General features: G+C 56.5%; 20 protein-coding genes. 15 read left to right on the forward strand and 5 right to left on the reverse strand.

Going from position 1 to position 15,506, the window contains the following annotated elements; translation table 11 throughout:
- Position 1: 1 nt before the first annotated feature.
- From ACI2KG_RS15655 to ACI2KG_RS15700, 10 genes are all read left to right on the forward strand, one after another.
- Positions 2 to 262 (forward strand): hypothetical protein, encoded by a 261-nt coding sequence (locus ACI2KG_RS15655; RefSeq protein WP_023383718.1) that lies wholly within the window; start codon positions 2 to 4, stop codon positions 260 to 262.
- Entirely contained in the window at positions 259 to 1,200 is a 942-nt protein-coding gene (gene lepB / locus ACI2KG_RS15660; protein ID WP_023383719.1) for a signal peptidase I, read from the forward strand. Before ACI2KG_RS15655 ends, lepB begins: the two co-directional genes overlap by 4 nt.
- A 115-nt stretch (positions 1,201 to 1,315) precedes the next feature.
- Complete coding sequence (locus tag ACI2KG_RS15665; protein WP_023383720.1) at positions 1,316 to 1,846, forward strand: hypothetical protein; 531 nt, start codon at positions 1,316 to 1,318, stop codon at positions 1,844 to 1,846.
- A 140-nt stretch (positions 1,847 to 1,986) separates the two neighbouring features.
- Complete coding sequence (locus ACI2KG_RS15670) at positions 1,987 to 2,232, forward strand: hypothetical protein (protein ID WP_135002420.1); 246 nt, start codon at positions 1,987 to 1,989, stop codon at positions 2,230 to 2,232.
- The gene (locus ACI2KG_RS15675; protein WP_054895178.1) at positions 2,233 to 2,853 is read left to right on the forward strand and encodes a hypothetical protein; all 621 of its coding nucleotides are present in this window, start codon (positions 2,233 to 2,235) and stop codon (positions 2,851 to 2,853) included.
- Between the two features lie 105 nt (positions 2,854 to 2,958).
- Positions 2,959 to 3,591: a hypothetical protein gene (locus tag ACI2KG_RS15680; RefSeq protein WP_023383723.1), complete on the forward strand. Its 633-nt coding sequence runs from the start codon at positions 2,959 to 2,961 to the stop codon at positions 3,589 to 3,591.
- Between the two features lie 203 nt (positions 3,592 to 3,794).
- A complete protein-coding gene (locus tag ACI2KG_RS15685; RefSeq protein ID WP_054926275.1) occupies positions 3,795 to 4,292 on the forward strand; it encodes a hypothetical protein in 498 nt (165 codons plus the stop codon).
- 10 nt (positions 4,293 to 4,302) lie between these two features.
- Complete coding sequence (locus ACI2KG_RS15690) at positions 4,303 to 4,707, forward strand: hypothetical protein (protein WP_023383725.1); 405 nt, start codon at positions 4,303 to 4,305, stop codon at positions 4,705 to 4,707.
- Positions 4,708 to 5,051: 344 nt separating this feature from the next.
- Entirely contained in the window at positions 5,052 to 5,846 is a 795-nt protein-coding gene (locus ACI2KG_RS15695; RefSeq protein WP_146226906.1) for a hypothetical protein, read from the forward strand.
- 5 nt (positions 5,847 to 5,851) lie between these two features.
- Positions 5,852 to 6,490: a DNA-binding transcriptional regulator gene (locus tag ACI2KG_RS15700; RefSeq protein WP_110765417.1), complete on the forward strand. Its 639-nt coding sequence runs from the start codon at positions 5,852 to 5,854 to the stop codon at positions 6,488 to 6,490.
- A gap of 419 nt (positions 6,491 to 6,909) precedes the next feature.
- Here ACI2KG_RS15700 and ACI2KG_RS15705 read toward each other — a convergent pair whose 3' ends face one another.
- The 4 genes from ACI2KG_RS15705 to ACI2KG_RS15720 all read right to left on the reverse strand — a co-directional run bounded on the left by ACI2KG_RS15705 (position 6,910) and on the right by ACI2KG_RS15720 (position 10,010).
- A complete protein-coding gene (locus tag ACI2KG_RS15705; protein WP_110765419.1) occupies positions 6,910 to 7,896 on the reverse strand; it encodes a hypothetical protein in 987 nt (328 codons plus the stop codon).
- A 153-nt stretch (positions 7,897 to 8,049) separates the two neighbouring features.
- Positions 8,050 to 8,862, reverse strand: a complete 813-nt coding sequence (locus ACI2KG_RS15710) for a hypothetical protein (protein ID WP_110765420.1) — start codon at positions 8,860 to 8,862, stop codon at positions 8,050 to 8,052.
- Between the two features lie 123 nt (positions 8,863 to 8,985).
- Entirely contained in the window at positions 8,986 to 9,399 is a 414-nt protein-coding gene (locus ACI2KG_RS15715; protein WP_181426713.1) for a hypothetical protein, read from the reverse strand.
- Positions 9,400 to 9,458: 59 nt separating this feature from the next.
- Complete coding sequence (locus tag ACI2KG_RS15720) at positions 9,459 to 10,010, reverse strand: site-2 protease family protein (RefSeq protein ID WP_258373849.1); 552 nt, start codon at positions 10,008 to 10,010, stop codon at positions 9,459 to 9,461.
- A gap of 154 nt (positions 10,011 to 10,164) precedes the next feature.
- Between ACI2KG_RS15720 and ACI2KG_RS15725 the strand changes: the two genes are divergently transcribed.
- Both ACI2KG_RS15725 and ACI2KG_RS15730 read left to right on the forward strand, forming a co-directional pair.
- The gene (locus ACI2KG_RS15725) at positions 10,165 to 10,413 is read left to right on the forward strand and encodes a hypothetical protein (RefSeq protein WP_110765423.1); all 249 of its coding nucleotides are present in this window, start codon (positions 10,165 to 10,167) and stop codon (positions 10,411 to 10,413) included.
- 26 nt (positions 10,414 to 10,439) lie between these two features.
- On the forward strand, positions 10,440 to 11,096 hold the full coding sequence (locus tag ACI2KG_RS15730; protein ID WP_110765424.1) for a hypothetical protein: 657 nt from the start codon (positions 10,440 to 10,442) through the stop codon (positions 11,094 to 11,096).
- 112 nt (positions 11,097 to 11,208) lie between these two features.
- Here ACI2KG_RS15730 and ACI2KG_RS15735 read toward each other — a convergent pair whose 3' ends face one another.
- Positions 11,209 to 13,551, reverse strand: a complete 2,343-nt coding sequence (locus tag ACI2KG_RS15735) for an autotransporter domain-containing protein (RefSeq protein WP_110765425.1) — start codon at positions 13,549 to 13,551, stop codon at positions 11,209 to 11,211.
- A gap of 218 nt (positions 13,552 to 13,769) precedes the next feature.
- Between ACI2KG_RS15735 and ACI2KG_RS15740 the strand changes: the two genes are divergently transcribed.
- From ACI2KG_RS15740 to ACI2KG_RS15750, 3 genes are all read left to right on the forward strand, one after another.
- Positions 13,770 to 14,162 (forward strand): hypothetical protein, encoded by a 393-nt coding sequence (locus ACI2KG_RS15740; RefSeq protein ID WP_110765426.1) that lies wholly within the window; start codon positions 13,770 to 13,772, stop codon positions 14,160 to 14,162.
- A gap of 13 nt (positions 14,163 to 14,175) precedes the next feature.
- Positions 14,176 to 14,475 (forward strand): hypothetical protein, encoded by a 300-nt coding sequence (locus ACI2KG_RS15745; RefSeq protein ID WP_110765427.1) that lies wholly within the window; start codon positions 14,176 to 14,178, stop codon positions 14,473 to 14,475.
- Between the two features lie 105 nt (positions 14,476 to 14,580).
- Complete coding sequence (locus ACI2KG_RS15750) at positions 14,581 to 15,435, forward strand: hypothetical protein (protein ID WP_146226907.1); 855 nt, start codon at positions 14,581 to 14,583, stop codon at positions 15,433 to 15,435.
- Positions 15,436 to 15,506 lie beyond the last annotated feature (71 nt).

Here is a 15,506-nt window from a genome sequence, read left to right on the forward strand (position 1 = left end):
CATGCTCGCTACACAGAAGCAGCCTAAAGGCGTGAAGTACAATATCCAACTCCTCATGAACGGATGGGTGGTTGCAGCGCTCTTGTGGACGGTTGGATCCTTAATTGAATTCCTCCTGGAGAAGTTCAAAGTCACCCCTGCCTACAGCTACGGCTTCTGGGTCAAGGTGGTTGGCTGGGCAGTGGGCGGTATCTTTTTTGCTCTGTTCATAAGCCGCTTGGCTATCTATCGTTACCATAAAAAGATGGGCAAATACTTATGAGCCTGTTTTTGATCGGAGTTGGCTTGACCGTAGCTGCTCCGGCGCTCTGTCGCAAAAAGTATCAGGCCCACGGGCCAGCCTGGATTTACTCCCTAGGGTGCGCCGCCGCGGTGCTCGGCCCCTACATTTTGCTTTGCACATTTTTGGACATGGCGACATTGCTCGCGACTGCAGCAGTCCTTGGCCTGCCGTTCTGGGTCTATGAACGGTATCGGGGAGCTAGGGGCCGGCATCACTACACGCAAGGCGTGGTGGCCTTTCTGGTGGAGTTGACGCCTGTTGCCGTTTTCCTGCTCCTATTCCGATCCTTTGTCGCCGAACCATACCTTGTTCCGTCGTCATCGATGCGCCCCACGCTTGGGGTGGGGAGTGTCGTTGTAGTCGATAAGTTCACCTACGGGATGAGATTGCCATTCGTTCCGAAGCCAATCACGCAAGGTCGACCCCCGAAATTTGGCGATGTTCTGGTTTTCCGATTCCCACTCGATCCGTCTAAGCCTTACATCAAGCGTGTGGTGGGAGTGCCAGGTGACCACATCACTTATCAAGGCGGTGTATTGGCCATTAATAATGTACCGGCGGTACATGTGGGCGAGAAGCCATATGCTTACGAAGATGAAGCTAGCGGGAAGCTCAAGCAGGTCGATTATGCGCTGGAGAATATTCACGACTTACAAATCGGCACGATCAAAGACCCTGGTATCAGTGACTTTGGTGTAAGTACTGATTTTCCTGCTATTCCCGGTTGTGAGAGAAATCTGTCAGGCTTGGCATGTACTGTTCCTGCCGATTCTTATTTCGTACTGGGTGACAATCGACCCAATAGCCTGGACAGCCGTTACTGGGGGTTTGTCACGGATAAGGAAATCATAGGTCGTGCCATTTTTGATCTTGATTTCACTAGCGGCAAATTGGATATAAGCCGAGTAACTCGCTGATTCGCAACCAAGGAGCGCCTGTCATGGACCGACGCAAGAATACAACGCCGTGTTTCTCATTACCTGCTTGTAAGGCAACGCAAGGCCTTGCACCCACCTTTCAGGAGAGAAACGCATGAACTTCCATAACACAGCAATCAAATACGCCCAACTCGCAGCAGCTGCAGTCGATTCCCGCGGTCACCTGCTGCACCAGGTGGGATCGTACCCTGCAGGAACGGTACGTGACGCTGAGCTCGCTGAGCTTGAGCAAGCGTATCGATCGACAGTCATCGCCGAGGTGGTGAGCTCCAGTGAACTGAAGGCCACGGCCCACGTCGTGTTGTCCCAGGACGACGAGGAGTCTGGTGCGGATGCAGAGGTGATCGGTATCTGCTTTGACTCCGCTTCGGCAGAAGGTCTTGCCGACGAGGCTGCATCCGAAATGGCTAAACGCATCAATCAGTTGCTGGCCAATGACATGGGCGCCGATTTCGAACCTGTTTCGGTCACGCAGACTGGCCAGGAGCGTATCGTCTCCAATTCCGATGTCGGTATTCTGGGTGCTATACGCATCAAGACTGCTTCGGTAAGCATCGAGGGCAACGGTTTCGGACTGCATACCGTTACCTCGCCAATCATCCCGCATGGGATGGCCAGTTTGTAAACCAGCTGTATGCCCGGGCCAAGTGCCCGGGTTTTTTTGCGCTCGGAAGTATGGGTTCCATGGGGTCGCACGTGGCGTTGTGCTGATCTATGCTCATCCAGTATTATCAGTACACGTTACGTATCGATAGGGCTCTAGTCATGGATAGCCGTTCCTCACACTCTCTGATCATTCGCGTCGTGGTTGCTCTTGTCGTCGTAGTCATGGGCCTGCTGGCTACCATGGCTGTTGGCGCCGGCCTGGTGGAGATCTCCCCCAAGCTGATTTTCAAGGGAGTATTCCTTTGCCTTGTCGGTGGAGCGCTGCTCCTCATCATTCGCGCCTACGTGGCCGCTCCTGTGGAGCTGGATGACCAGGCTGCTGCAGATGCTAACGGAAGCAAATAGATGTTCGACCTTCATGAAGGGGGCAGCAGTCCCGAAGCGTCAGCCAATATGAGCTCTCGCAATCTCTTTTTCGAATCGGCGGATAGCGGTTTGAGCAATGTTGCCTGGGCCCAGCTGATGGACCAGTTCCGCGACGAGCAGGGCTGGGCGGATACCCGGCTTAGCAAAGAAATTGGCATCAGCATCTCCATGATCCGCCAATGCCGAGTGCACATGCGCCCCTTGCCGCCTCCAGCGCGCATACGCACGCTGGGCGCGATGGGTGTGGAGGTGACCTTGTCGACTCTGCTCGCAGCATTGCCAGAGCCAATTCGAGAGGCAGTGGAGGCGGCCAATCAACAGTCACAGGTGGTCCGCGAGACATTGGTGTATGGTTTCTTCGATCGCCTGGACGCCGGCGGATCACCAGACCTGGTCAGTGCCTTCTTCGATGGTTTGGCAGCGATCTCGGGGCTGAGTGACAGTGAGCAAGCGTCCCGTATCGGCCTGTCCCTGGAGGATTTCATTCAGATCCGCACAGGGCGTAGACCCATCCCGTTTCGTGTCAAGATGGCTATCTCTGGTGCCTACACGTCCAAGGAGCTTGGTCCCCTGATCCTATCGCTGCTGCCGGCGGCCTAGGAAAGGGGAATTTTCACAGCATTCGCTAACGCCAATATTATACATACGTGTTATGCTTCGGAAAGATTCTGGCGGTTGTCGCCGGTGCATTTTCTGGAGGTGTCTATGGCGGCTCACATTACTGCTCCAACCAAGTGCCTTTGTGGGCATGTTGATCTGTTCAGCTTTTCCTCTCCGGGGATGGGCGGGCGCCGGCAGGATCGCCTCTACGCCAATAGCACTCTCTGCGGGGATTGTAGCGCCCATATCCGCGACCTGGTGAAGCCCCAAGCAAAGGGCTTCTATCAGATCAGCTTGCCCCAGCTGGTGGGCCACACTCGTGCAGTTTCCTGGGCCAATTCGCTCCGCCTGGGCCATATACGCTCTCTCGGTCCGATCATGGCTCACCTGAAGGGCAGGACTGATCCAGTGGCGGTTGCGGCGCTGGCCGTCTTCGAGATGCTCTTCAAGATCACTGATGCTCAGTACTGGATCGGTGGCAAGGAGCACGCATTTGGCGCTGGCCACTGGGTGGTTTCGGAGATCGAGCATTTGATGCGCAAGCGTGACCTTTCCATGCACGAGAACTCCCGATCAGCCTATTGCTACTGGAAGGCAATCAATCCCGCAGTCATCCACCAAGCCCGGCAGGAAGCGTCTGCGCTTCTGTCATCGACTCCAGTGTCGACGGGTGAGTCGCCGGCAGTCCAACCATTCCAAGCACAACCCCCAGCGGACAGCACTTCGGTGTTCCTCTGATCGGTGCCTCAGGTGAATTCGTGCAAGTAGAGAACTCAATAGCGCACCAAGACTCAGGAGCGTTTCCAGGGCCAGCTCCATCCGACACCCCTTGCTGCGCGGTAGTAAGGGGGGCGGTTCAATGCGCTGGATATGGCTTCCTGGCGAGCCAGGGGGCCATTATTGGCCATAACGAGATGACCCCTTGCCCTGCATGCAATACCGTGTTGTTTCTGGCCAACGCGAAGAACCAGGCCTCTGCGCCTGCAGGCGCAGCCGGCAGCGACATGGCAACAGAACAGATCTGGCTGGATGCGCTCCGGGTAGCTCATCGGGAGAACCCCGGTGGCGTGCACGCGGCCTTGGAAGAGGTCGGTGAGGTGCAAGTCCGGGTACTGGTGCCTGATCGATCGGCCGTTGTTGTTCGTATTTACAACGCCCCCTACCAGCTCAGTGAGACAGAGCTCGATGATGCGGCCGTCGACGCCATCGCGCTCAGCATGAAGGTGAAGATGGCCAGGAGCCGGGCGAAAGGCCGTGCTGGCTGGAATGAAGGCGATACATGCCCTGCTGATTTCCTATCGAGAGAACTGCGCGAGCACGTCGAGAAAGGAGACCCGCTCGATGTCGCTATCTACGCGATGATGTTGCACCTACGCGGGGAGGTCATCTCTCCAGCAGATTGCGCCACTCACGCATCAACCCAAAACGACCCTGTTTGAGTAAGCCCCCATGATCAGACTGACAAAACTGGCCATCTTCGCCATCGCGGCATTCGGCGCTTGCAGTGCCTCTGCTGTCGAGCTTGTGCTTTCTTCCAATGCCAATGAAATCCCTCAGGACCTGGTCAAGGAGACGATTTCATCCCACTTGCCAGAGCAGATTGTGAAGTTGGATGGCGGCTACAAGCTTTACGCCTACCTGGAAACGGCCGACTATCAACCAGGTGAGCGGCTTTTCAGCTATTCGGTGCAGCTCCACAAGCGCGTGGTGGAGGCTGGCACAGGCAAGGTCTACTGGGTTAGCACAGGCGGCGTCAGGGGCCACGGTGTAGCCGTTTCTCAGGATACGATCCTCGGCAACCTAGGAAGTGACCTCGTGGCTGGCGCCAGTTCATTCAAGCTCGATCAGATGTAATGCCAGGTGTAGGTTCACAAAATAGATGACATACCAGGCCCCGTTTTGATCGGCGCCTGGTCATTTTTTTTGTGAAGCGGGGCGGCGTTTCACAGAAAAGTTCACTCCTACCCATCGGCCACAGCTGTTGACCATCCTTGCAAGAGCCTGGGTGCCCATGCGCTTCCGCTGCCGGCCGTATCAGCAGTACTCCAGCTGCACCCCGAAAATAGGTCATCCGTAGGGGAAACCCTGGCAGCTCATTCTTTCAGCGTGACAATTAAATCCAAGGCGATACTATGCGTGTACGCGTACGCGTTATGTATCAAATATGCCTATTGATGCTGTCAGCGTTGGAGCCCGATATGACTGCGAAACGACCATTGCTTTTGTCTCTGTCAGGGGTGCTCTCACTGTCCCTGGTCTCAGCCGACTCGTTCAGTTTAAATCTTGTGCCAGACCCTCCTTCGAGCGAACTGCCTACGTACCTGGCTGCATCCGCGGGGGCCCTTTTCCTCCTCGGTGCTTGGTACTGGTTCAACCGGTCCAGAACCACGGCACAAGTAGCAGAACTGCGGATCCAGCGCCAGCTTCAGGCGCTTGAGAAACTGGAGACCCAGGTTGGCCGAGCGGAACAAGTACTGTCCTTGAAGTGTGAATTCATGACGCACCAGGTGCGCACCGAGCTTCAAGATGCCCTGTACGCCATCACTACAGACACTATTCGGAACATGGGTGGGCTGCGCCGGCGGGAACTCATGACCGACAAGCAGTTCCGCAAATTGATGGCGCGGTCTGATGAGTTCTTCAGCAGCCTGGAGAAAGCGCAGGCCAGTGAAGTCACGCTCAAACTGGACGGTGATGTGCCACTGCTCATGCCTGAACGGGGCAATCCTCTACCAAAGCCGGTACCTCAAAAGCGTCCTGATGCTCCCCTGACACTCGAAGTTCCCACGGCAACTGCGGCAGCGAGTATTCCGATTCCGGTGAAGCCGCGGCCGAAGGGCGCCAATGCTGACGCAGGGGAGTCGGATGGGGTGCCGGCGCTGGCGGTTACGTCAGCTCTCGTTCTGGGTGGTGGTCTGCTCTCCAGCAATGGGCTGTTCCTGGGGGGTGATGATGCCCAAGATTCAGGTCAGAACGCCTCCCTGGATGATTGAGGCTTATGGAGACCTCCACGTCCGCGCCAGGCATCGAAGTATCGGCTGCCAGGCGCATCGCTGACTCAAGCATGCAGGGCATTACCCGGGATAACCGCCCATCGAAGCCTTCTGATGCCGGCTGGCGTGTTCGACTGATGAAGGATGGGAAGTTTGTCGCCGATCGCCATTTTCGCGACCTGGCCTACCACGGCCGTTCTCGGGCAAAGCGCGCAGCGCAATGCTACCGCGACGACATGGCCAATGAGCACCAGATCCAGTTCGCCCAACCCGTGCACACTGATCTTGCCCTCCAGCGCCATGCAGCAGGCCTGACTCAGGCGGCTATAGCCTCGATGTTGGCGGTGTCACCCGCGCTGGTATCGAAATGGGAGAAAGGGGGCGATATACCGGCTGCAGCTCGATCGCTCTTCCAGGCTGCAGTGCAAGGTGAGCTGGTAGGCGACGCACCGAGCCTGGCCGGTGCAGACATCAGGCGCATCAGGGCCGAGGTTCTAGGGTGGACACAAACACAACTGGCCGATGCGCTGGGATGGGCGTACGCCGCAGTAGGCTATTGGGAAAGAGGGCAGCGGCGGATTCCAGGTTGGGTCCAGGTGTACATGAAGGCGATCGATGAGGGCCGTGTCAGTGGCAAGCAGTAATGAGGTTGGTAGCAGTTCAAAAATTGACGGTGCGATCAGCCGGTGGCGGGGGGTGATGCCCTTGCACCTTCACCTCCCGATCGTCTTTTCAGATGGTACTCAATTGGCCCGCTTCGCAGTCGACTGCGGCCAGTGCCAGCGTAGTTTGAACGGAGAGTTGGTGAGGGGGGAGGTTACACCTCAGCCGGGCGATCGCTTCGAGCTGGCTGGGCTTGCTGCCTGTGAGGCATGCGCGTCGTTCACTCGATTCACGATCATGTGCACGGGCTCATCCGGTTCGGTGCAGCTTGAGTGGTCAGCTGCCGGGGGATTGAAGCGGCACGAGGTGCACACAACCTGGTGGACGAAGTTGAAGGCCATTTTCCGGTAGGCAAAAAAAAGCCCCTACATCGAGTGTAGGGGCAGCCCGGAAGGCATGGTTATTCCTCAATAGTTTTGAGGTTGAGCTCTTGCTCGGCGGACGGGTTCACGTTCAGTTTTTCCTCTTCCTCTTCCGCCAGGCGGAATTGTTCGAGAATGTCTTCGAGCCGCTTTTGGTTCTCCGGGGAAAGCTGGCTGAAGCCTTTGTCCTGGCGAATCTCCTGAATTGCCGATTTCATCGTTGGCGCTGCTTTGGTGATTGCCTTCTTGATGACTTTGCCTGGCACGAAACGAGGCATGAGTTTCTCTGTGCGGCCACCTGCGGCAGCTGAACGAGCCAAACCTTGTTCGATCACCTGCAGAGCCTTTGGACCGTGTTCTTGAAGCAGCTCTACTGCAAGCGTGAATGAAATGACTTCATCACGAACGTAGTTGCTGATCTCGACTGGGCCATTGATCATCATCAGGTAGTCGGAAACTTGGGCAGGCCAGAGACCTAGCTTTTTGGCGATCGTCGCATGGTCGTCTGGGTTGAAGCGGGTCATCCGTTTGCAGACAACAGCGGTGGCGTACGGGCTGAGTGGTTCTCCGTTGTTGCTGTTGACCAGGTCTGCAGTCATATCCTCTTCAGAGCAGTCATCCGCTGCTACGATACAGGGTACGGTTTGGAGATCCTTACCCAGTTCGATAGCAGCGAGAGCGGCCTCAAGACGCCGATGACCACGCTTCAGATAGATCGATTGCCCGCCATCCTCGTCTTTTATAACGATGACAGATAAAGCCGAGTCCTTTTTAAATCCGATATCGACAATGGATTGCGTGATCTGCTTGACCTTCGCAAAGTACTTTTCGTTTCGTTCACGAACGTTGTAGCCTGGGATAATCTTGATCACCCGTGGGTCCACATTCCACAAATCGCCGGCCGTGAAGCGCTTCTTGCCGTCACCCTTTTCCATTGCCTTTTTGATGTTGCCCGTGACAATGGTCATGCGGAAATCCAGATCCAACTGGTGTTCGGTGCTGCTGTTTTCGATGGCTGCGGTCATGGCAGTGCCCTCCTGAAAGGTCAAAAATCGTTGAACTTGCTAACAGAAATGACTGACAGGCAAACGTAAGTCGGTACTGCCGAAACCAGCCAGCCGGAGTGCTTATGATCACGTTCCGGCGCGGCAATAGTACATAACGCGTACACATACGCGCTAGGTATTTATCTTTGTTTTGCGTCCTGCGACGAACCAGGTAGTTGAGCGCTGCCCAGCATCGAGGTGCCCCGATGCAGTGACTCCGTCGACGAGGGATAGCTTGATGCCGACTGAGCTGCGGACGGCTGCTTCCAGTTGGTCAAAGCCAGGCTCAGCCTGGTAGGGTGACATGGCCACCGCGATTGCCCCCGTCACCATCAACAACTCGCAACCAGCACTACGGGTGTTTGCTCCGACGCGAGTAATAGTCAGGTCTCGGATTCCACCATCGGTAATCGCGAGCCCCAGAGCTTCAGGACCTTGCTCGATGACGCACAGAGCCGCAGTGACCAGGCCTCCCAGTTCAGCGGTTGACCGGCTAGCGTCGACCGAGATGATTTTCTGGAAAGTAGCGGTGAATCCTGGCCAGGTGTCAGGAGGGGACATCTTCCCGTGCTTTGATGACCAGACTGGATGATGGCTGACCAAGACCCTGGTCACGTCATGGTCGACGCTGTCTGCAAACGACCAGTGCTGGTCGGCGCCGTCACGAACCTTCGCAACTTGCCACTGGGAGCGGACCGCCCACAGTTCAAGGGAGGACGATTCGTCGATCTGGTAGAAATCACATTTGCTTTGAGCGTGGGTCAGCGCTGGCGCCATCACGGCATCACCATGCCATTCGAACTGGTCCAGGTTTTTCAGTCTCTGATTCCCGTGCCAATACGAAAGCTCGACAGTGACCAGGGAGAACCACTTAACCGCTGAGGTGCTGGCGGCCGGCAGGTGGGCGGGGGAAGAAATGCCTTGCTGGGGCTGGCTCGTGAGCATGGTTGGTCCCTCATGGTTTTGACGCGTGAATAATACATGAACACATACGCCGCCTGTATCTAAATGCCATCATTGCATTCTTGCGACGAAAAAAAACCGCCTCGAAAGGCGGTTTGGGTTTGTTCAGTTCTTAGCAGCGGGTGCTGCAGGCGGCGGCAAGAGCTCCTCAACGGTAGCGCCGGCCAGAGCAGCTTTCACCATGCTGTTGATGACGTCGGCGGTGGTGCCTGGCTCTGCTCTTTGGATGCAGGTGCTGTATGAGAACAGCAGTTGCTCCCCGATCAGGGGGATGCCGTTATCGACGGGTTCTTTCTCGTGATCGAACGTCCCGCAACCATCACCGATCTTCAGCTTAAGGGCTGCAGAGTTTGCACAATAGGCTGGGTCGCAGATGCCGCGAACGTCAAAGCGGATGCAGAAAGCTTCTGCAAATGCGCGGATTCTCGGCGGTACGTTGTAGTTCTGGAAGGCCTCCTCGAAGAAGCCTGGGCGCACAGCTGGGAGCCGTGAGGTAGCGTCGAGGGAAGTGGTGGTCATGAGTCATCTCCTGGTGGGTTGAACTTGCACCAGGAGATGAAGAGCAGAGTTCTGTAATTCTAGAGGGCGAGGGTGATAGCAATTATGGTCGCCAACCCTACGCCCATGAGGAGCCGCCTGTTCCTGTCATCAAAGTAGATACCGCGGCGGTTCAAGAAATGCTCGACGATCGTCCACCCGTCCATTGGAGGCAGGGGGATGATGTTTGTCGCTGCCAGGAGGATCGAGCCCTGGGCAGCGACGAGCGTCGGCCAGTTCGGCGAGACGTAGTGAATCCCGAAGAACAGCAGGCCGGTCGCCAGTGAGATGAGGGGGCCGCCTGCAGCGATGATCGCACGGCGGTCTGAGGGCGCCTTTTCATAGTCGGTGCTGACCACATATGCCCAAAGCGGAATCAGACCAATTTCATGAATGATCCCGGATTTTCGGAACGAGAAAAGCTTGTATCCGCCAATAATTAGTTTGTCAGGCTTAATACCAAACCGCTGCATCGGTATTAGATGCCCGGCTTCGTGGATCAAGAGCAAGAACACCAGCATCAGCCAAATGACGAAAAAGGCGATGGCGAACATCCCGATGGTTACCAGTGCGTCAGGCAGCATGGTTTTCATTCCTAGAACATGATGCAGTAATTCTTTAGCAAAGCTTCAAAACCTTCAAGCCAATATCCAGATATTTGTCCCGGCCCGTGTACTGCGCAGTACAAATACAATACAGGTCCGTGTGCGTCATTACAGATAGTTATGAAACTACTCTGGTGAACGTATGAATACCTGTTTTCAGCTTGCGGCTTACGCTCGATCTCAATGGGCGCTAGCCGTACTACTCATGAAATCGCCGGAAACCACTCAATTAGCAGCCAATGCATTTCAAGATGCAAAGGATGCTGCCTGGGGCTATGGCTGGGGGGCGTCTGAAACCCCTCATGCACTCCTGACTGATATCCCAGAACTCTTAAACGCTTTCAATGAAGGCAAAACTGCGCTTCAGCAAGATATGAAACTCGCTGGTTAATACCAATTATCAAAGGAAGATTGATCATGAGCAGCACTGAAGTAAAAGCTAATCACCCCGCAGTTGAAATGTACTCAGTCACTCTGAACTGGGGGCAGCAGGATGAGGGCACCTATTCCGAATATGTGTTGGCAACAAGTCAAAATGATGCCTGCTTCAAGGTGGCGGAATCCATGGCAGAACAACGTGAATATGTTGACGAGCTGGAAACACCCGAGGAAAAGCGAGAGTGGATTTCTGGCCGAGCCTGGGACATCGCAGATTGCCACTTTGTCGAGGACAGCTTGGCTTCAGATCTGGCAGCACTATACAGCGACGTTCTTTTCCCGGATGGCGTTAAACGCTCGATCGATATGACGGCATTGCGAGCGTTGATCGTTGAGCATCGTCAACGCCTGGTTCCGCCAGCTGAAGTCACACCGGTTGAGCAGTTGGCATTCCACTCTGTTGAGTCGGGCTTCTGCCGGGTCTATTACAAACGGCCGAAGGGCACTTTGTGCTGCTTCCAGCTCGATACACGTAACACCTTCAAGCTCTACCACTGTTCACGTGATGGTGAGCCAGAGCATGAAATCAGTCTCCAGAACAAGGCGGTAATCGCCTTGCCTGAAGACAATGGCTGCTCTCTGGTAAGCAGCTTCCGCTCTTGGTGGGAGCAACAGAACAAGCAGCCTGCTGCCTAACACCAATGATCCACGGCCACTCTTCGGAGTGGCTTTTTTTTGCCTGGCGAAAACCGCCCACAAACAAAAACGCCCCACTACAGAGTGGGGCGCTTGGTGAATCAGTTTCCGATTAGAAACCGACCGACAGGGACAGCGTAGCGACGTCCGAGGCAACAGCTTTGTCGCTGCCGAAGCGGTGGCCGTAGGTGATGCCTACGCGGGAGGCCTTGAACGGGCCGGCAACCTGCAGGCCAACGCCCACTTCGTTCCAGCGCTCAGTGGTGTCTTGCTTCATGTCGAAGCGCGACACACCCATCACATCACCGGTCAGATCGTCTTGCGAGTTGTTCAGGCGGCTGACGTGCTTGATGTTGGCCGAGACGATGGCTTTATTTGCCAGGTTCATGCTGGCGTTCAGGCCCGCGGTACCGTAGATGTTTTCCTCAGTACGCTTATCGAAGTGCGCCGGGAAGGAGCCGCTGGTCTCGGTGTAGCTATCCAGCTTGGTGTTGAGGTAGTCCAAGCCCAGGAAAGGCATGACCGCGATGTTGTCCTGCAGGATGAAGACGTAGCCGACCTGGCCGGATACAGCACGCTGGCTGACATCGGCCTTGCCTTTCGACTCCACGTCGCCGGCACCGGTTTTGTAGGAGCGCTTGATGGTGGCATCGCCTTCGGAAACAGCCACGGCGCCCCGGGCGAATACGCCTTTGCGCAGACGGTTACCGTACTCGACGAAAGCACCGATCGTGTTGGTATCACCCTCGACGCGGTCATCGTTAATCTTGAGCGAGGTGCTCGGGCCTTGGTAGCCGATGCCGGCAACCAGGTCAGGAGTCAGTCGATATGCAGCGGTAACACCGCCGTACACGTTGTCACCCTGGACAGTGCCCGAGTGGTGAGTCATCTGGCTGCTGACGCTGACACAGATGCCGCTGGTGTCGAAAGTCGAGCAGGTCAGCTGGTCCTGGACGAAGCCCTGCAGCTGATTCTGCATGGCCTGCGCGTACAGGGTCGCATTCTGCAGCGAGTCACCGAGGTCCAGCAAACCGATCACGCCAGTCGGTGAAGTGGTGACGTCAGCGCCACCCGCGCCAGTGCCAGTTCCACCGGTACCACCAGTACCCGTGTCAGTGCCCCCAGTACCACCGGCACCCGCACCGGTTTCGGTACCACCGGCGCCGGTGCCCGTGCCTGCATCGCTGCCGCCAGTGGAAGTGTCCCCTGCATTGGAGGAGCCACCGGTGCTTGGCGACGTTGGGTCAGTAACTGGCGGGGTGACGACGGGAGGGGTCACCTCAGGAGTGGTCTCTTCAGGCGGAGTGGTTACCACCGGTGGGGTAGTGACCACAGGCTCGGAGACTGGGCCGTAGGAACGCGCTACGAACGGCTGCGAGCGACCATTCAGGAAGCCCAGGCCGAAGACGGTGTTGCCATCAGCGGATACCGCAGTGGCGGAGTTGAGGGTGTTGTTGGCCAGCAGGGTGTAGGACGGGTCGTTGTCCTGCAGCCATTCGACCAGCGACTGCATTCCGGTCTCTGCGGTCCAGCGGAAGCCGGAGAAGACACTGCCAGTGGTGTCCGCGATACCGACGACCACGGCGCCATTGGCAGAGACGCCTTCAGCCTTGGAGAGAGTGCCGTCGGCCAGCAGGCCCAGGCCCTTCATGCCGGACAGTTCGGACCAGATCATGGCTTCGCTCAGGGCGAGCGAAGACTCGCTGGCGCCGACTATGTAGGTGCCGTCGGCACTGGTAGCCGTGGCGATGGACTGTGAACCGCCTTCCAGAGTACCGAGGCTCTCGGCGCTACCGCCATCAACCCAGCGAGTGGCTACATCACTATTGCCGGCGCCGTTCTGTGCGTACCCCACGACAACCCTGCCGTCAGCGCTGATGCCCATGGCGTAACTGTAGGTGCCGTCGTTCAGGTAGCCCAGCTGAGTCACGGCGCCAGCCAGGTCCCAGGTCACTGCCGATCGGTTGCCGGTCAGGCCGTCGTCGGCGGAGCCCGCGATGACGCTGCCATCAGCCGAAACAGCGCGAGCTTCGGCCTCGGCACCACCATTCAGGAAGTCCAGCTTGTGAATGCCGGTGCTGTTCCAGTACACGGCGGTTTCGTTGTCCGTGAGGCTGTCTACGGAGCTACCGACGATGACGTCAGCTTCATTCGATACAGCGTATGCGGCGGCGTTGGTACCGAGATTGGCCAGCAGCTGCTTACCGCCCAGCAAGGTCCACTTGAAGGCCTCGGTGGTGTCGGTGCTCGGGTTGTACTGAGCGCCAACCAGGGTGGAACCGTCACCCGAGCCACCGATGTGCGGATCGTAGGTGGTAGTGGAGGAGCCCAGCGTCGGTGCGTAGACATCAATGCCGGCGTAAGCGGCATGCGCAGTGCCTGCGTTCATGGCCAGTGCGATGGAGGCGACAAGCAGGGAGAGACGTGGCTTGAAGGGGGTTGCATTGTTGTGCATGGGCTGTTTCGTCCTGACCTTGTTAGGTGATATCAATTGGATGGCCGGATAATACTGTCAGGATTAGATGCAAAGCAAATAGAATCTTATACGTACGTGTTATTTATCGGTCCGCGTTTCTCCTGGCGGTGGTCGAGCAGTTGCTTTGCGTGCCTGTGTTGCACATCTCCGGTGACCAGGTCTTCGCAAGAGACCGTCATTCCCTGAGGAGAAACGTCATGCTGCAAATCCCCAAAGCGCTGCTCGAAAAACGCATCACCAAAGAAACCCTTCACCGCTCGGGCAAGCGATTGCTCAAAGAGATCGCTGGCCGCCTGAAGCTTCCAGAATCGAGCTACGAAATTCGGTCGTGTAAAGGCGGAAACGCAGTCATGGGGGAGGTGATCCTGCACAGCGATCATCTCTATCTGATGGTTCATCTAGGTTCAGATCGAGTGCTCAAAGTGCTCTACCGATCCTGTGAGGGCCGAAAGGACTATTCAGGCGGAATGAACCGTTTTGAGTCGGTCTCTGAGTTGGCCAGCACCACTGCGGCTGAGCGATTCATCGCAAAACTGGACACCGTGAATGAGCTGGGCAAGCGCCAGCAACAGCACAACCAAGCCGCTTGATCGAGAGGTTCCTATGTCTTCAGTTCTGAAGGAATTCCCGGAAGCCTTTGCCACCCGCATCAACAAGATCCTGGAAATGCCTGATCCGGTTCCTGGAAATCGCGAGAATGGCTGGTTCGCTGGATATGGGTGCCGATGGTGCAAATTTTCGAGAGCTTGGATCACCGTTGTGCCGTTTGACATGCAGCCGGTAGCCGAAACTGTGGCGAGCATGTTCAAGAATGCAGGACTGCAAGATGTGACCATCACTCTTGAAGCCGGCGTGACGCAGGCAGAAGGAGGCAAGGGTTACCAGGTCTCTGCACGAATCTAAACCGCTGTACCGCCGCTCCCTATGGGGCGGCTTTTTTTCGCCTGCCGTTACAGCTGGCTGTGCTTCATCTCAGACCAAGATGACTACCCAAAGAGGCGCAGCACCATGGACGTAATTGCAAGCAACGTAGCTGATACCCAAGAAATGGTCATGACCGAGGTCCTGCCGAATGGCGAGGAACTCAAGCGGCCGTATTCACCGTCGGAGATGGCTTTCATGTTCAACGACGTGGAGATTCGCAACCCCTACTTTTCACCGTGCGGAACAACTGTTGTTGACCCCGTACAGGCGTATGGATTCGAGGTTTATCACACCGGAGGCGGTTGCATGGCTTTGCGGAAGGAGTTCTGCAACGGTCAATACCTGCTTCTTTCGATCGAGGTGTCCATCGCTGAACCTGAGGAGTGGGATGAGTGCACATTGGGGCTGTATGACGCCGATGGCGATGAGAAAGCCTACTGTGAGCTCCGCGATGTTCCCTATGCACAAGTCGACCTGACTGGGCATCTCGATGCCCCGGTGCGCTTGTTGTGCCCGTGCTGTGGTGCTCGAACCACCGGTCGGCAGTGGGGCAATCAAGATGCTGGTCACGGTCTGTGCAGTGATTGCATCGAGAAGGTGCTGGCCAAGATGACGGCAGAAGAGTTCTCCGAACGCTACGGGCACCAGGGAGTTCACTTCGGTCTTTCGCAGTGCGCTCCCTCTGCTCAGTTGCTCGATGAGCTCGCTCAAAAGAAACTGCTGGCGCAAGAAGAGCCGGATCAGCAGGCAGTGGACTCGAACGCTCTCAGGGACCGGTACCGTTCATGGGCGCTGGACAACATCGCCAATGATGATCTGCAGGTCAATGAAGATGCCCAGGTAACGCTGTGTGAAGATGGCGCATTTGTCGCAACCTGGACATGGGTGCCGCGTGATTCCATTCCGGACGTTGCTGATCCGGAAGAGTCTGCTGACTAACGCTACGCAACCGCTCCCTCACCGGAGCGGTTTTTTTATTTCAGGATGACTCCAGCACCGCATTTCGCTGG

The organism is Pseudomonas sp. NPDC089407 (assembly GCF_044900445.1).
In the GTDB taxonomy this organism is placed as follows: domain Bacteria; phylum Pseudomonadota; class Gammaproteobacteria; order Pseudomonadales; family Pseudomonadaceae; genus Aquipseudomonas.

Excerpts from the sequence above, each read along its gene's own strand:
- ACI2KG_RS15655 (WP_023383718.1), top strand. The coding sequence starts at position 2 with ATGCTCGCTACACAGAAGCAGCCTAAAGGCGTGAAGTACAATATCCAA.
- lepB (WP_023383719.1), top strand. The coding sequence starts at position 259 with ATGAGCCTGTTTTTGATCGGAGTTGGCTTGACCGTAGCTGCTCCGGCG.
- ACI2KG_RS15665 (WP_023383720.1), top strand. The coding sequence starts at position 1,316 with ATGAACTTCCATAACACAGCAATCAAATACGCCCAACTCGCAGCAGCT.
- ACI2KG_RS15670 (WP_135002420.1), top strand. The coding sequence starts at position 1,987 with ATGGATAGCCGTTCCTCACACTCTCTGATCATTCGCGTCGTGGTTGCT.
- ACI2KG_RS15675 (WP_054895178.1), top strand. The coding sequence starts at position 2,233 with ATGTTCGACCTTCATGAAGGGGGCAGCAGTCCCGAAGCGTCAGCCAAT.
- ACI2KG_RS15680 (WP_023383723.1), top strand. The coding sequence starts at position 2,959 with ATGGCGGCTCACATTACTGCTCCAACCAAGTGCCTTTGTGGGCATGTT.
- ACI2KG_RS15690 (WP_023383725.1), top strand. The coding sequence starts at position 4,303 with ATGATCAGACTGACAAAACTGGCCATCTTCGCCATCGCGGCATTCGGC.
- ACI2KG_RS15695 (WP_146226906.1), top strand. The coding sequence starts at position 5,052 with ATGACTGCGAAACGACCATTGCTTTTGTCTCTGTCAGGGGTGCTCTCA.
- ACI2KG_RS15700 (WP_110765417.1), top strand. The coding sequence starts at position 5,852 with ATGGAGACCTCCACGTCCGCGCCAGGCATCGAAGTATCGGCTGCCAGG.
- ACI2KG_RS15705 (WP_110765419.1), bottom strand. The coding sequence starts at position 7,896 with ATGACCGCAGCCATCGAAAACAGCAGCACCGAACACCAGTTGGATCTG.
- ACI2KG_RS15710 (WP_110765420.1), bottom strand. The coding sequence starts at position 8,862 with ATGCTCACGAGCCAGCCCCAGCAAGGCATTTCTTCCCCCGCCCACCTG.
- ACI2KG_RS15715 (WP_181426713.1), bottom strand. The coding sequence starts at position 9,399 with ATGACCACCACTTCCCTCGACGCTACCTCACGGCTCCCAGCTGTGCGC.
- ACI2KG_RS15720 (WP_258373849.1), bottom strand. The coding sequence starts at position 10,010 with ATGAAAACCATGCTGCCTGACGCACTGGTAACCATCGGGATGTTCGCC.
- ACI2KG_RS15725 (WP_110765423.1), top strand. The coding sequence starts at position 10,165 with ATGAATACCTGTTTTCAGCTTGCGGCTTACGCTCGATCTCAATGGGCG.
- ACI2KG_RS15730 (WP_110765424.1), top strand. The coding sequence starts at position 10,440 with ATGAGCAGCACTGAAGTAAAAGCTAATCACCCCGCAGTTGAAATGTAC.
- ACI2KG_RS15735 (WP_110765425.1), bottom strand. The coding sequence starts at position 13,551 with ATGCACAACAATGCAACCCCCTTCAAGCCACGTCTCTCCCTGCTTGTC.
- ACI2KG_RS15740 (WP_110765426.1), top strand. The coding sequence starts at position 13,770 with ATGCTGCAAATCCCCAAAGCGCTGCTCGAAAAACGCATCACCAAAGAA.
- ACI2KG_RS15745 (WP_110765427.1), top strand. The coding sequence starts at position 14,176 with ATGTCTTCAGTTCTGAAGGAATTCCCGGAAGCCTTTGCCACCCGCATC.
- ACI2KG_RS15750 (WP_146226907.1), top strand. The coding sequence starts at position 14,581 with ATGGACGTAATTGCAAGCAACGTAGCTGATACCCAAGAAATGGTCATG.